The sequence below is a fragment of the Pseudomonas syringae genome (genome assembly GCF_000737245.1).
Lineage (GTDB): Bacteria > Pseudomonadota > Gammaproteobacteria > Pseudomonadales > Pseudomonadaceae > Aquipseudomonas > Aquipseudomonas syringae_J.
Genome location: NZ_JPQU01000026.1, coordinates 23,624 through 37,521, shown reverse-complemented (window position 1 = coordinate 37,521; position 13,898 = coordinate 23,624). Strand labels below are relative to the sequence as shown.

The following is a 13,898-nucleotide window of genomic DNA, read 5'->3' as shown; positions in this document are numbered from 1 at the left end:
GGCAGGCGCCCGGTTACTTGGTAGCCGCTCGCTCTTTGGCGATCAACTGATCAGCAACCTGCAGGGTTTGCTCAGGACCACCGGAGGTGCCGAGGTCAAAGCGGTATTTGCCGTTGACGATCATGGTCGGCACGCCGGTGATTTCGTACTTCTTGGCCAATTCTTTGTACTTAGCGATCTGGCCCTTCACCGCGAACGAGTTGAAGGTTTCCAGGAACTTGGCCTTGTCGATGCCCTGAGTGGCCACGAAATCAGCCATTTCTTCCGGTGAGGTCAGACGCTTGCCGCCTTTCTGGATTGCCTCGAATACCGCCGCGTGAACCTTGTGCTCTACGCCCATGGTGTCCAGGGTAATGAACAATTGACCGTGTGCGTCCCATGGACCGCCGAACATGGCAGGAATGCGAACGAAGTGAACGTCGGCTGGCAGCTTCTCAACCCATGGGTTGATGACCGGCTCAAATGCGTAGCAATGCGGGCAGCCGTACCAGAACATTTCCACAACTTCAATTTTGCCAGGCTCGGAAACAGGGACGGCGCTGCTCAGTTCGACGTACTGTTTGCCGGCTTCGATAGGCTCGGCAGCTTGTGCCGTGATACCGAACAGACTGGCGGCAACCAGTGCGGCGCTGAGGATCAGATTACGCATGCTTTACTCCTGAGGCAGATTTGAGTCGACTTCAAACGACCGGCTTTGGACCGGTCGCCAAGGCGCGAGTTCGCTAGTGTAACGCTGGCAAGAACAAAAAAGGGTAGCCGAAGCTACCCTTTTTAAGCTGAATACGTGACCGAGTTATCCCCGTGGGAGCGAGCTTGCTCGCGAAAGGGCAGGATCGTCCGTCACTTTTCTGAGCCTGGAATACCGCCTTCGCAAGCAAGCTTGCTCCCACAGGTTCTGCGTCAGGTGCTCTTTATCAATGCAACCCTTGAATATATTGGGAGAGCGCCTCGATATCCTTGTTGCTCAGCTTGGCCGCAATGGAGCGCATGACCATAGTGTCGCCGTCATTGGTGCGCTCGCCTTCGCGGAAAGCGGTCAATTGTTTCTTAATGTAATCAGCATGCTGTCCACCCAGATGAGGGAAGCCCGCTTGTGCATTGCCTACACCATTAGGCGAGTGACAACCGGTGCACGCCGGCATGCCCTGATCCAGTTTGCCGCCACGGAACAGCGCTTCCCCGCGCGCGACCAGCTTCTCATCGGCTGCGCCCACGCTGCCTTTTTGACCGCCGTAATAGGCCGCGATGTCAGCCAGATCCTGATCGTTGAGGTTGGTCAGCAGGCCGGTCATTTCCAGCACGACGCGCTTGCCGTCCTTGATTTCATGCAATTGCTTGAGCAGATAACGCTGCCCCTGACCCGCCAGCTTGGGAAAATTCGGAGCCAAGCTGTTGCCGTCAGGACCGTGGCAGGCACCACATACAGCGGTTTTGGCCTGTCCGGCGGCGGGGTCGCCAACCACCGGTTCGGCCGCCTGGGCCGCACCGCAGATACCCAAACTCAACGGCAGGCTCAACAGCAGGCTCACGAAAATTTTTTTCATCAGGTAATCCAGATCGGCTAAATGTGAATAGTTATGTAGAAGATAATTCGCTCATCCAGACGGACGATGGTCCACGAACTCCCGCTACTGCGGTCCCTGCACAATCCACGCGACGGCATTGCTTTGAACTCCTGAACACAGGCAACTCCAAAGCCTTCATACTCAGCAACCCTTTCAGGTTAAAAGCGGACTGCGTTCTAATGCGCATATAGTTCTCGCTTGCTGATGTGGCTTTGCCGTATCGGGACAAAGCACACACAAAATCTGCGGTAATTATATACTGGCAACACTGAAACGGAAACGACACCTCTTGCCGCACCCCTTGCTGGCACCGCTCTTACCGGAAATCACATGCAACTCAAGAACCCCATCCTTGGTCTGTGCCAACAGGCTACCTTCATGCTCAGCGCTGCCAAAGTCGACCAGTGCCCGGACGACGAAGGCTTTGAAGTGGCCTTCGCAGGCCGTTCCAACGCTGGCAAGTCGAGCGCGCTCAATACCCTGACGCACGCCAGCCTGGCCCGTACCTCGAAGACGCCTGGCCGCACTCAGCTGCTGAACTTCTTCCAACTGGACGATGAGCGGCGCCTTGTCGACCTGCCGGGTTACGGCTACGCCAAGGTGCCGATACCGCTCAAATTGCACTGGCAGCGTCACCTTGAAGCGTATCTGGGCAGCCGGGAAAGCCTCAAGGGTCTGATTCTGATGATGGATATCCGTCACCCGATGACCGACTTCGACATCCTGATGCTGGACTGGTCGATCGCCAGCCACATGCCAATGCACATCTTGCTGACCAAGGCTGACAAGCTGACTTATGGCGCAGCCAAGAACACCCTGCTTAAAGTTCAGGCAGAAATCCGCAAGGGCTGGGGTGATGCAGTGAGCATCCAACTGTTCTCGGCTCCCAAGCGCATGGGCCTGGAAGATGCCTATACGGTACTGGCCGGCTGGATGGAACTGGAAGACAAGGCGCCTGCGGAGTAAATCCCAGGCAAAAAAAACCCCGGACTTCATGTGGGGAGGGGAAGTTCGGGGTTCAAGTTTCTGACTTCCTGGGAGGGGAGCCAGATATCTGCCAACACTTAACACAACTAGGAGCATGACTGGCTTCGCAGCCAATCGTGTTCTCTGACCCGGATTTCACGGGACAAGTTCCTGGGCCGGGGAAATTCTCTGGCCAAGCACGCCTTACCCCTGTGGGAAATTCTAGGTTTGCTCGCAAGCGAATGTGACGACGTGGGACCGGCTTTAGCCGGGAAGGCGGCAATTCAGACGATAGATATCGGGTGGATGTACTGGCCTCTTCCCGGCTAAAGCCGGTCCCACGTCGTAGCGCCAATATTGAGATCGCTCTTGTGTGGGGTGCTTGCCCGCTAATCAGGCACCTCGGTCTGTCAGACGTACCGCATCATCGTTTTTCGCGAGCAAGCTCGGCTCCAACGGGGGTACGCCGTCTGTTGTAGGAACGAGGCTTGCCCGCGAATCGGGCGACTCGGTCTATCAGACACACCGCGTCATCACTCTTAGCGAGCAAGCTCGGCTCCCACGGAGGTAATGGGTGTTCTGTTGGAGCGAGGCTTGCCCGCGAATTCAGGCGACTCGGTCTATCAGACACACCGCGTCATCGCTCATCGCGGGCAAGCGCACTCCTACCGAGGGTGCGGAGCCCACGGATCAGTGCGCCTCGTCCCAATTGTTGCCCACGCCCACTTCAACCAGCAGCGGAACGTCCAGCTCCGCCGCGCCGCTCATGTGCTGGCGAATCTCTGTGCTGATCTGCTCAACCAGATCTTCGCGAACCTCCAGCACCAGCTCATCGTGCACTTGCAGGATGACCCGCGCGTCCAGCCCTGAAGTCTCCAGCCAGTTATTCACTTGGATCATGGCTTTCTTGATGATATCGGCGGCGGTGCCTTGCATCGGCGCGTTGATCGCCATGCGTTCGGCGCCTTTGCGCAGGGCCTGATTCTTGGCGTTGATATCCGGCAAGTACAGACGACGACCGAAGATGGTCTCGACGAACCCCTGCTCGGCGGCCTGGGTGCGGGTACGCTCCATGTAATCGAGCACGCCCGGATACCGCGCAAAGTAGCGATCCACGTAGGCCTGGGACTCTTTGCGGTCGACACCGATTTGCTTGGCCAGGCCAAAGGCGCTCATGCCGTAGATCAGGCCGAAGTTGATCGCTTTCGCTTTGCGGCGCATGTCGGTGGTGACGTCTGCCAGCTCGACGCCGAACACTTCCGCCGCCGTCGCCCGGTGGACATCCAGATCATTGCGGAACGCATGCAGCAAGCCTTCATCCTTGGCAAGGTGGGCCATGATGCGCAGTTCGATCTGCGAGTAGTCTGCTGCCAGCAGTTTGTAGCCCTTGGGCGCAACGAACGCCTGGCGAATACGCCGACCTTCAGCGGTGCGGATCGGAATGTTCTGCAGGTTTGGATCACTGGAGGACAAGCGTCCGGTGACGGCCACCGCCTGATGGTAAGACGTATGAATCCGGCCGGTGCGCGGGTTGATCTGCTCCGGCAAGCGGTCGGTGTAAGTGCTCTTGAGTTTGCTCATGGAGCGGTATTGCATCAGGACCTTGGGCAGCGGGAAGCCTTGCTCGGCCAACTCGGCCAGCACCGCTTCGGCAGTCGACGCCTGGCCTTTGGCGGTCTTGTTAAGCACCGGCATACCGAGCTTTTCGTAAAGAATCACACCCAGCTGCTTGGGCGAGCCAAGGTTGAACTCCTCACCAGCGATTTCAAAGGCCTCGCGCTCAAGGGCAACCATCTTGTCCCCCAGCTCGACGCTCTGAATGCCCAGTAATTTAGCGTCCACCAACGCGCCTTGGCGCTCGATGCGGGCCAGCACCGGCACAAGCGGCATTTCGATGTCGTTAAGCACCGGGAGCAGACTCGGAATAGCTTCGAGTTTGGCCAGCAGCGCTTCGTGAAGGCGCAGGGTGACGTCGGCTTCTTCAGCGGCGTATTGCGCGGCCAGCTCCAGCGAGAGTTGGTCAAACGTCAGCTGCTTCACGCCCTTGCCAGCGATGTCCTGAATATTCGTGGCGGTATGCCCCAGATACTTCAACGCCAGGCTTTCACGGTCGTGACGGGTGGCAGTGGAATCCAGCACATAGGATTCAAGCATGGTGTCGTAAAGCAAGCCCTGCACGTTGATGCCCTGGGCCTGATCGCCACCAATGGCACAGTTCGCCAGAATGTTGATATCAAACTTGGCGTGCTGACCGACCTTGATTTTGGCCGGGTCTTCCAGCAGCGGCTTGAGCTGCTTGAGGACATGATCGCGGTCCAGTTGCTGCGGCACGCCCATGTACGAGTGGGTCAGGGGGATATAGGCCGCTTCGTTGGTCTGCACGGCAAATGACAAGCCCACCAGCTGCGCCTTTTGAGCATCCAGGCCGTTGCTCTGAGTGACAAAGGCTACCAGCTTGGCGTCCTTGAGTTTCTTCAGCCAGACGTCCAGCTGATCCTGCTCAAGAATGGTTTCGTAGCGGGTTTCGCTCGGAACCGGTGCTTCTTCGATCGCGATTTCCAGCCCGACGCGCTTGGCATCGCGGTGCAACTCGTCGATCCAGCTCTTGAACTCCAGCTCGGCGTACAGCTCAAGCAGCGCTTCACGGTCCGGCTCGCCGCAGTGCAGTTGGTCCAGTTCGACATCCAGCGGCACGTCGATCTTGATGGTCGCCAGCTCGTAAGACAAAAACGCCATGGCGCGGTGTTCTTCGAGCTTGGCCGCAAGAGTTTTCGCCCCGCGAATCGGCAGCGTCGCGACTATTTCGAGGTTCTCGTACAGCTCTTTCAAGCCGCCGCCCACACCGACCAGCAAGCCCACAGCGGTTTTTTCGCCAACACCCGGCACACCGGGAATGTTGTCGACCTTGTCGCCCATCAACGCCAGGTAATCGATGATGTGCTCGGGGCCGACACCAAATTTCTCTCTCACGCCAGCCACGTCCTGCACGCTACCGGTCATGGTGTTGACCAAGGTAATGTGCCCGTCGACCAGCTGCGCCATGTCCTTGTCGCCGGTGGAGATGATCACCGGACGGTCTGCCGCCGCGCTGCTTCGCGCCAGAGTGCCGATCACGTCATCGGCTTCAACGCCATCGACACACAGCAGCGGGTAGCCCAGACCCTTGACGCAAGCGTGCAGCAGATCGATCTGCACGCGCAGATCGTCCGGCATGCTTGGTCGGTTGGCTTTGTATTCAGCGTACAGATCGTCGCGAAAGGTACCGCCCTTGGCGTCGAAAACCACCGCGAACGGGCTGTCCGGGTATTGCCGACGCAGGCTTTTGAGCATGTTCAGCACGCCCTTGACCGCGCCAGTCGGCAAACCCTTGGATGTAGCGAGTGGCGGCAGCGCGTGAAAGGCGCGATACAGGTAAGAAGAACCGTCCACCAGGACGAGGGGAGCTTGGCTCATGAGCAGAATCAACCTTTTCGGCGGGGTCGGCGCTAGAATGCGAGGACCATTGACGACAAAGGGACAAGGTTATCATGCGTACGACAAATCGCCTGTTGCTGGCTGGCCTGTTTACACTCTGCCCGCTGATTGCTATTGCCGCTGATGAGCCGCCCTCGGCAGACCCGGAGGTCACGATCCGCACCGAGGGCGACAAGACCATTCAGGAGTATCGCCAGAATGGCTTTTTGTACGCGATAAAGATCACCCCCAAAGGTGGCAAGCCTTACTTCCTGGTGCGCGCTGATGGTACCGATGCCAATTTCATTCGTTCCGACCAACCGGATATGCTGATCCCGCAGTGGAAGATATTCGAGTGGTAACGTCCCACATTCACCCTTTTTGCTGGCAGTCCTGATATGTCCGTGTTTACCCCCCTGGCTCGGCCCGAGCTGGAAGTTTTTCTCGCCCCTTATGGGTTAGGCCGCCTGCGCGACTTTCAAGGCATTGCCGCTGGAAGCGAAAACACTAACTACTTCATCAGTCTGGAGCAGGGTGAATTCGTGCTGACACTGGTGGAACGCGGCCCGGTTCACGAGATGCCTTTTTTCGTCGAGCTACTGGCTGTGTTGCACGACGCCGATTTGCCCGTGCCGTACGCCTTGCCAACCACTGAAGGCATCGCCCTGCGTGAACTGGCTGGCAAACCGGCACTGCTACAGCCGCGCCTGGCTGGCAAACACATCAGCGAGCCGAACACGCAGCATTGCGCGCAGATCGGCGAGCTGCTGGGCCACTTGCATCTGGCGACTCGGGACAAGCCGCTGGAGCGCAAGACCGACCGGGGGCTGGACTGGATGCTGGCCGAAGGGGCGATTCTGATTTCTCACCTTGAGCAAGCCCCAAGCGACTTGCTCAAGACCACGCTGGAAGAGATCGAGCGGCTGAAGGGGAAGATTCTCGCCTTGCCACGGGCCAACCTGCACGGTGACCTTTTCCGCGACAACGCCTTGTTCGAAGGCACACACCTGACCGGTGTCATCGACTTTTACAACGCCTGTTCCGGGCCGATGCTCTATGACCTGGCGATTTCGCTGAATGACTGGTGCTCTGACGAAGACGGCCAGATCGACGCACCACGCGCCCGGGCCTTGCTGGGTGCTTACGCTGCCTTGCGGCCGTTCACCGCTGCCGAAGCCGAGCTGTGGCCCACGATGCTGCGTGTGGGTTGCGTGCGTTTCTGGCTGTCACGTCTGATCGCAGCAGAATCCAACGCCGGGCAAGACGTGTTGATCCACGACCCGCTGGAATTCCAGCAGCGCCTGGAACAACGCCAGAAAATCCACATACCGCTGCCGTTTGCGTTGTAACTGAAACGGCGATCTCCTGTGGGAGCGGTGCTTGCCCGCGATAGGATGGACGCGATAGACCTGATATCTGCGGCGTTCTTATCGCGGGCAAGCACCGCTCCCACGGATTTAACAGCCCAACGATCACAAACCTTCCAAACACCCCACCAGATCATCCCCAAGCTTATTCAGCAGCAGCTCGTACCCGGTCGCGTTCACTGGGGTGTTGCTGCCCAGTGCATCCAGCTCCGCAAGTTTGGCTGGCAAACCAGCGGTTAGGGTTTCGGCCAGGCGTGGGCGCAGGGGTGGCTCGCTGAAGACGCAAGTCTTGCCAACCTCAGTCAAGCGCGCGCGCATCGCCGCCACGTGCTGGGCACCCGGCTGGACTTCGGCCGCCACACTGAACACGCCCGCATGCTTGAGGCCATAAGCGTCTTCGAAATAATCAAACGCCTCATGAAAAACAAAGAACGGCTTGCCCGCGATGCCCGCCACCCGCCCCTTGATGCGTGCATCCATGACGTCCAGGCGCGCAGTGAAAGCCTTGGCGTTGCTGTTGTAGCGCGCAGCGTTAGCTGGATCTGCCGCACTCAGATCAGCCGCCATTTTTGCAGCGATCACCCTGGCATTCACGGAAGACAGCCACAAATGCGCGTCCAGACTTCCGGGGCGATGGTCGTGATCATGTTCATCGTGCTCTTCCTCATGGGAAGCACTGTCCGCAGCAAAATGGCGCAGATGCAAACCGGGCAGCGACTGAACGGCGACCACAGGCAATGTGCGATTTTTCAGCACGCGAGGCATGAAGCCTTCCATGTCAGGGCCGATCCAGTAGAGCAGATCGAAATTCTGTACACGCCGTACGTCGGATGGTCGCAGCGCATAGTGATGCGGCGACGCACCGGGTGGCAAAAGCACCTCGGGTTTACCGACGCCATCCTGTACAGCCGCCGCAATCAACTGCAATGGCTTGATGCTGGTGAGGACGCGAACTTCGGCCTGAGCTGAGGAAATTGTCAGCAGGCTGGCGGATAAAACAACGAAAAGGGCAAAAAGACGGTGCACGTAGACCACTCATTCAAGGCAGGAACGGGTAACATAATAACGTCTCCAGCAAATGTCGTCGCCGCTCATGTCTATTACACCGCTAGCCAGTCGCCCCCATGACCACTCTCACTGCGTGCATACCGCGCTGTCTGAAGCCGATGCCCTGTGCGCCGAGAAAGGCCTGCGCCTGACCGCCCTGCGTCGCCGCGTGCTGGAGCTGGTGTGGCAGAGCCACAAACCGCTGGGTGCCTACGACATCCTGGCCGTGCTCAGCGAAGAAGACGGCCGCCGCGCCGCGCCACCGACGGTCTATCGGGCGCTGGATTTCCTGCTGGATAACGGCCTGGTGCACCGCATTGCTTCGCTGAACGCCTTTACCGGCTGCAACCACCCGACCCACGCGCACCAGGGCCAGTTCCTGATTTGCCGTGAATGCCATGCTGCCATTGAGCTGCAACAGCAATCCATCAGCGATGCGGTGATCAAAGCTGCGGCTGAAGTAGGCTTTGCCGTTGAAGGCCAGACGGTGGAAATCATCGGGGTGTGTTCCGGCTGCAAGGCGGCTTGATGAGCAACGCGCTGATCAAGCTTGAGCACGTTGGCGTCGCCCTGTCCGGGCAGAACGTGCTGGAAAATATTAATTTGAGCGTCAATCCGGGTGAGATCGTCACCCTGATCGGCCCCAACGGCGCGGGCAAAACCACGCTGGTGCGGGCGGTTCTCGGGCTGCTCAAGCCTGATACCGGGAAGGTTTGGCGCAAGCAGAAGCTGCGCGTGGGCTACATGCCGCAAAAGCTGCATGTTGATCCGACCTTGCCGCTGTCCGTGCTGCGCTTCCTGCGACTGGTGCCCGGCGTGGACCGCGCAACCGCTCTCGCGGCGCTGGTTGAAGTGGGCGCAGAGAAAGTCATCGACAGCCCGCTACAAAGTGTTTCCGGTGGCGAAATGCAGCGCGTGCTGCTGGCGCGCGCCTTGTTGCGCGAGCCGCAATTGCTGGTCCTGGATGAACCGGTGCAGGGCGTCGACGTGGCAGGGCAGGCCGAGCTTTACAGCCTGATTACTCGCCTGCGCGACCGTCACGGTTGTGGCGTACTAATGGTTTCCCACGATTTGCATCTGGTCATGAGCACTACCGATCAAGTGGTCTGCCTGAACCGTCACGTCTGCTGCTCCGGCCATCCGGAACAGGTCAGTCACGACCCGGCGTTCGTTGAGCTGTTCGGCAAGAACGCGCAAAGCCTCGCTATTTATCACCACCATCACGATCACGCCCATGACCTGCATGGCGAAGTCGTTGAAGAAGCCGCCGATCCGGCAGCGCATCCTCACAAACATGTTCACGGAGACAGCTGCAAGCATGGCTGATTTTCTTCTTTACGCCTTGCTTGCCGGCTTGGCTCTGGCACTGGTTGCCGGACCGTTGGGCTCGTTCGTGGTCTGGCGGCGCATGGCTTATTTTGGCGACACGCTATCTCACGCCGCATTGTTGGGCGTGGCCATGGGCTTTTTGCTGGACGTCAGCCCGGCGATCGCGGTGACCGTCGGCTGTCTGCTGCTGGCAATCCTGCTGGTGACCCTGCAACAGCGACAACCACTGGCGTCGGACACCTTGCTGGGGATCCTCGCGCCGAGCACACTGTCCCTCGGGCTGGTGGTGCTCAGCTTCATGCATGACGTGCGCATCGACCTGATGGCCTACCTGTTCGGCGATTTGCTGGCGATAAGCCCCACCGATCTGGCCTGGATTCTCGGTGGCTCCATGGCGGTACTGGCCTTGCTGGTCGCCCTATGGCGTCCATTGCTGGCGATTACCGTGCATGAGGAGCTGGCAAAGGTCGAAGGCCTGCCGGTTGCCGGTTTGCGTATGGCGCTGATGTTGTTGATTGCAGTCGTGATTGCCGTGGCGATGAAAATTGTCGGTGTGTTACTGATTACGTCACTGCTGATCATCCCCGCTGCTGCGGCACAGCGTCACGCCCGTTCGCCGGAGCAGATGGCACTGGGCGCAAGCCTACTGGGCGTGGTTGCGGTGTGCCTCGGACTGTCGTTGTCGTGGTTCAAGGACACCCCGGCCGGCCCATCGATTGTGGTGTCGGCAGCAGCATTGTTTCTGCTGAGTTTTGTCCTACCCAAGCGAGCGGTGTAGACTTGCTCGTTTTTTGCGCAATTAGAGAATCGCAGGAATGAAGCCGTTCGCATCCCGTTATCTGCTGCTTGCCGCATTTTCCGTTCTGTTGGCCGCCTGCCAAAGCGCCCCGACAGTTGACGCGCCCGTACCTGCGACACCGCCAGATGGGTTCGCGCAGCTTGAGCAGAGCATCACCAGCAACGAGCTGGCCACCGCTGAAGATCAATTGGCAAAGTTGCAAGCCGCCGCGCCCACAGACATCCGCCTTGAACAGTTCCAGCGTCGATTGGCGGAAGCCTATTTGAGCCGCAGCCAGATCGTGCTGCAAAAAGGCGACGTCAATGCCGCAGCGGCCGCTTTGAGCCGGGCCCGCTCGCTGATGCCCAAAGCCCCCGCGCTGACCAGCGGCGTCAATGGCGCCATTGCCCACGCCCGTAAAGCCGAGCTGGATAAAGCTGAAGCGGAGTTGGCGGCTGCCGAAGCGAAACGTAGCGCCAAGCTGGTGGACCCCGGCGCGGAAAGCACCACCATCAAGTTGAAAATCGGCGATATGGTGCAATTGCGTCGTCAACTGGACGCTATCGCTTCCGACACAGTGGCCTTCAACTGCGACGTCCTGCTGATTGTGCCACGCACGGACGACTACCCATGGCTGGCCACTTTACTGACCAAACGGGTCTACAAGATCAATTCTGAGTTTGAGCTGGACCTGCAACGCAAGATTGAGCGTAACGAGTCAGCGACCGTCATTCTCAAGCCTGCGAGGCAGTAACGAGAACACCCAAACCTGTAGGAGCGCGCTTGGTCTGGGCCGCATCCGGACGATTGCGTCAGTTCAGTTGATACATATTTGACTGATACACCGCAATCGTCCGGATGCGGCCCAGACCAAGCGCGCTCCTACGGGGGTCCCAGCCGAAAGGCGTCATCCCTGACGCCGCTCGATCAGGCCGGAATCGCCTTGGCTTTCGGCTCACGATCCCAGACGCGGTGCTGGGCGATAGCGGTGAAGAAAGCCTTGGTCGACTTACCATCTGCCACTTCAAGCAAGCCCGCATCAGTGTCCAGATGCAGCAGCTCGATCAGCTTTTTCGCATCCCCGCTGAAGGCAATTGCCTTGAGGTGTTTGTAGGCCTCAAGCACGTAGTGCAGCGCCACGCCGTCGCCACTCAGGGCAGTGACTGAAGCGGCACCACCCGGAATGAACACGGCGTCGAACGCCACCGAAGGCAAGCCTTCCTGGGACGCATCCACCGGCAAGCTCTGACCACCAGCGGTTTTCACCGGTGCCGAGGTCGGACCAAGCACCTTGGCGTGAGCGCCTTCCGCTTCCAGCGCAGCTTTCATGGCCGCGACTGCTTTTTCGTCCACACCGTCGGCGACCAGAATCGCGACTTTGCGCGAAACGATGTCACCGGACAGCAGGTTCATCTGGCTCAACAATGGCGACTCTTGGAGCGATTGCTTCTTCGGCGCCACAGTTCCAGCCTTTGGCGCTGGCAGACCAAGATTTGCCGCAACACGGCTAGCCAATTCCAGATCGATATTGGCGAGAATCTCATTCACCTGACGGGCACGGATATGTTCGCGCTCAACCTTGCCCAGCTCGAAGCTATAAGCCGCAATGATGTGTTCTTTTTCAGCGTGGCTCATGCTGTTGAAGAACAACGTCGCCTGGGAGAAGTGATCCGAGAACGACTCACTGCGCTGGCGAACTTTGTGCGCCTCGATACGCTCTGGATAGCTCTCGAAACCGCCATCTACCGGGCCAGCCGGTGTTTCTTTCGGCCAGCCACCATCGATGGAATTCGGCTCGTAAGAGGCACGGCCTTTGTCGATAGTGGTGCGGTGTTGCGCGTCGCGCTGACCGCTGTGGTTTGGAGCAACCGGGCGGTTGATCGGAATTTCGTGGAAGTTCGGCCCACCCAGTCGGCTGATCTGCGTATCGGTGTAAGAGAACAACCGACCTTGCAGCAGCGGATCGTTTGAGAAGTCGATACCAGGCACCACGTGACCAGGGCAGAACGCAACCTGTTCGGTCTCGGCGAAGAAGTTGTCCGGGTTGCGGTTAAGCACCATCTTGCCCAGCGGCGTGACCGGGACCAGCTCTTCAGGGATGATTTTGGTCGGATCGAGGATATCGAAGTCGAACTTGTGCTCGTCTTCTTCCGCAACGATCTGTACGCCCAGTTCCCACTCAGGGTAGTCACCCATTTCAATGGATTCCCACAAGTCGCGGCGGTGGAAATCGGTGTCTTTACCGGCCAGCTTCTGGGCTTCGTCCCAGACCAGCGAACACACGCCGAACTTTGGCTTCCAGTGGAATTTGACGAAGGTCGATTTGCCCTCGGTGTTGATCATGCGGAAGGTGTGCACGCCGAAGCCCTGCATGGTGCGCAGGCTTTTCGGGATGGCACGGTCGGACATGGTCCACAGCACCATGTGCGCGGATTCCGGCACCAGGGAAACGAAATCCCAGAACGTATCGTGGGCCGAACCACCGGTTGGAATCTCGTTATGCGGCTCAGGCTTTACGGCATGCACGAAGTCCGGAAACTTGATGGCGTCCTGAATGAAAAACACCGGCATGTTGTTGCCGACCAGGTCGTAGTTACCTTCTTCGGTATAGAACTTGACCGAAAAGCCACGCACGTCGCGCACGGTATCACCCGAGCCACGCGGGCCTTGTACGGTGGAAAAACGCGCGAACACCGGGGTTTTGTGGCCCGGATCACGCAGGAAGCCAGCCTTGGTCAGCGCCGCGTGGTCTTCGTAAGTCTGGAAATAGCCATGGGCGGCGGTACCACGGGCGTGGACGATACGCTCCGGAATGCGCTCATGGTCAAAGTGCGTGATTTTTTCACGCATGATGAAGTCTTCGAGCAACGACGGACCACGATCACCTGCTTTCAGAGTGTTCTGGTTGTCGGAGACTTTCACACCCTGATTGGTGCGTAGCGCTTGGCCGGTCGCGTCAGAGCGGAACTGCTCAAGGCTGTCGAGTTTGCTGTTGGTGTTGCCGCGATCCAAAGTATCGGTCCCGGCCAGTTCGCTTGTATTCCCAGGTGCTATGGGTGTTTTCTTGGTAGCCATCAGGCAGAAACTCCTCGGTTATAAAGGCCCGTATGCTCGAATAGGCAGGGCTCGATAAGCTGAAAATCTCCCCTGCACGGCACATGGGGAAATAACGATGCTTATTGAATGACTGACGAGGAAATCAGCCGTTCCGTGAATTTTTCGAAGAACTGTCGGGTGGTCGCGATTATCAATTGACTGCGAAACCGTCGTGGGACCGGCTTTAGCCGGGAAGGGGCCAGTAAACCACTACATCAATGTCCTCTGTGAGGCCGCCTTCCCGGCTAAAGCCGGTCCCACGTCGTTCCGCGGCACCACCCATCGCCTTATTCCATT

Annotated in this window: 12 protein-coding genes; 7 read left to right on the top strand and 5 right to left on the bottom strand. The window is 58.6% G+C overall.

Going from position 1 to position 13,898, the window contains the following annotated elements; genetic code table 11:
- Positions 1–13 precede the first annotated feature (13 nt).
- Positions 14–649 (bottom strand): thiol:disulfide interchange protein DsbA/DsbL, encoded by a 636-nt coding sequence (locus IV01_RS16450; RefSeq protein WP_032627613.1) that lies wholly within the window; start codon positions 647–649, stop codon positions 14–16.
- Between the two features lie 265 nt (positions 650–914).
- Positions 915–1,544: a c-type cytochrome gene (locus IV01_RS16455; protein WP_032627612.1), complete on the bottom strand. Its 630-nt coding sequence runs from the start codon at positions 1,542–1,544 to the stop codon at positions 915–917.
- Between the two features lie 351 nt (positions 1,545–1,895).
- On the opposite strand from IV01_RS16455, the gene yihA reads away from it, so the two are divergent.
- Positions 1,896–2,531: a ribosome biogenesis GTP-binding protein YihA/YsxC gene (yihA, locus tag IV01_RS16460; protein ID WP_032627611.1), complete on the top strand. Its 636-nt coding sequence runs from the start codon at positions 1,896–1,898 to the stop codon at positions 2,529–2,531.
- Positions 2,532–3,221: 690 nt separating this feature from the next.
- Here the strand turns inward: yihA and polA are convergent.
- Positions 3,222–5,984, bottom strand: a complete 2,763-nt coding sequence (polA, locus tag IV01_RS16465) for a DNA polymerase I (protein ID WP_032627610.1) — start codon at positions 5,982–5,984, stop codon at positions 3,222–3,224.
- A gap of 74 nt (positions 5,985–6,058) precedes the next feature.
- On the opposite strand from polA, the gene IV01_RS16470 reads away from it, so the two are divergent.
- Positions 6,059–6,346 carry a DUF2782 domain-containing protein gene (locus IV01_RS16470; protein WP_032627609.1) on the top strand — a complete coding sequence of 96 codons (288 nt, stop codon included), beginning with the start codon at positions 6,059–6,061 and terminating at the stop codon, positions 6,344–6,346.
- 36 nt (positions 6,347–6,382) lie between these two features.
- Entirely contained in the window at positions 6,383–7,333 is a 951-nt protein-coding gene (locus IV01_RS16475; protein ID WP_032627608.1) for a homoserine kinase, read from the top strand.
- A 123-nt stretch (positions 7,334–7,456) separates the two neighbouring features.
- Here IV01_RS16475 and IV01_RS16480 read toward each other — a convergent pair whose 3' ends face one another.
- Entirely contained in the window at positions 7,457–8,377 is a 921-nt protein-coding gene (locus IV01_RS16480) for a zinc ABC transporter substrate-binding protein (protein ID WP_032627607.1), read from the bottom strand.
- Positions 8,378–8,444: 67 nt separating this feature from the next.
- Between IV01_RS16480 and IV01_RS16485 the strand changes: the two genes are divergently transcribed.
- From IV01_RS16485 to IV01_RS16500, 4 genes are read left to right on the top strand one after another with little or no spacing between them, the layout of a single operon-like run.
- Complete coding sequence (locus tag IV01_RS16485; protein WP_032627671.1) at positions 8,445–8,927, top strand: Fur family transcriptional regulator; 483 nt, start codon at positions 8,445–8,447, stop codon at positions 8,925–8,927.
- Entirely contained in the window at positions 8,927–9,724 is a 798-nt protein-coding gene (gene znuC / locus IV01_RS16490) for a zinc ABC transporter ATP-binding protein ZnuC (RefSeq protein ID WP_032627606.1), read from the top strand. Before IV01_RS16485 ends, znuC begins: the two co-directional genes overlap by 1 nt.
- The gene (gene znuB / locus IV01_RS16495; protein WP_032627605.1) at positions 9,717–10,505 is read left to right on the top strand and encodes a zinc ABC transporter permease subunit ZnuB; all 789 of its coding nucleotides are present in this window, start codon (positions 9,717–9,719) and stop codon (positions 10,503–10,505) included. The genes znuC and znuB overlap by 8 nt, the downstream gene beginning before the upstream one ends.
- Before the next feature lie 37 nt (positions 10,506–10,542).
- Positions 10,543–11,259, top strand: coding sequence for a PA5502 family lipoprotein (locus tag IV01_RS16500; RefSeq protein ID WP_032627604.1), 717 nt, complete (start codon positions 10,543–10,545; stop codon positions 11,257–11,259).
- Positions 11,260–11,432: 173 nt separating this feature from the next.
- Here the strand turns inward: IV01_RS16500 and katE are convergent, their stop codons facing one another.
- On the bottom strand, positions 11,433–13,580 hold the full coding sequence (katE, locus tag IV01_RS16505) for a catalase HPII (protein WP_032627603.1): 2,148 nt from the start codon (positions 13,578–13,580) through the stop codon (positions 11,433–11,435).
- Between the last annotated feature and the right edge of the window lie 318 nt (positions 13,581–13,898).

Coding starts and splice junctions, on each gene's coding strand:
- znuC (WP_032627606.1), top strand. CDS start 8,927: ATGAGCAACGCGCTGATCAAGCTTGAGCACGTTGGCGTCGCCCTGTCC.
- IV01_RS16455 (WP_032627612.1), bottom strand. CDS start 1,544: ATGAAAAAAATTTTCGTGAGCCTGCTGTTGAGCCTGCCGTTGAGTTTG.
- IV01_RS16485 (WP_032627671.1), top strand. CDS start 8,445: ATGTCTATTACACCGCTAGCCAGTCGCCCCCATGACCACTCTCACTGC.
- IV01_RS16470 (WP_032627609.1), top strand. CDS start 6,059: ATGCGTACGACAAATCGCCTGTTGCTGGCTGGCCTGTTTACACTCTGC.
- polA (WP_032627610.1), bottom strand. CDS start 5,984: ATGAGCCAAGCTCCCCTCGTCCTGGTGGACGGTTCTTCTTACCTGTAT.
- znuB (WP_032627605.1), top strand. CDS start 9,717: ATGGCTGATTTTCTTCTTTACGCCTTGCTTGCCGGCTTGGCTCTGGCA.
- IV01_RS16475 (WP_032627608.1), top strand. CDS start 6,383: ATGTCCGTGTTTACCCCCCTGGCTCGGCCCGAGCTGGAAGTTTTTCTC.
- yihA (WP_032627611.1), top strand. CDS start 1,896: ATGCAACTCAAGAACCCCATCCTTGGTCTGTGCCAACAGGCTACCTTC.
- IV01_RS16500 (WP_032627604.1), top strand. CDS start 10,543: ATGAAGCCGTTCGCATCCCGTTATCTGCTGCTTGCCGCATTTTCCGTT.
- katE (WP_032627603.1), bottom strand. CDS start 13,580: ATGGCTACCAAGAAAACACCCATAGCACCTGGGAATACAAGCGAACTG.
- IV01_RS16450 (WP_032627613.1), bottom strand. CDS start 649: ATGCGTAATCTGATCCTCAGCGCCGCACTGGTTGCCGCCAGTCTGTTC.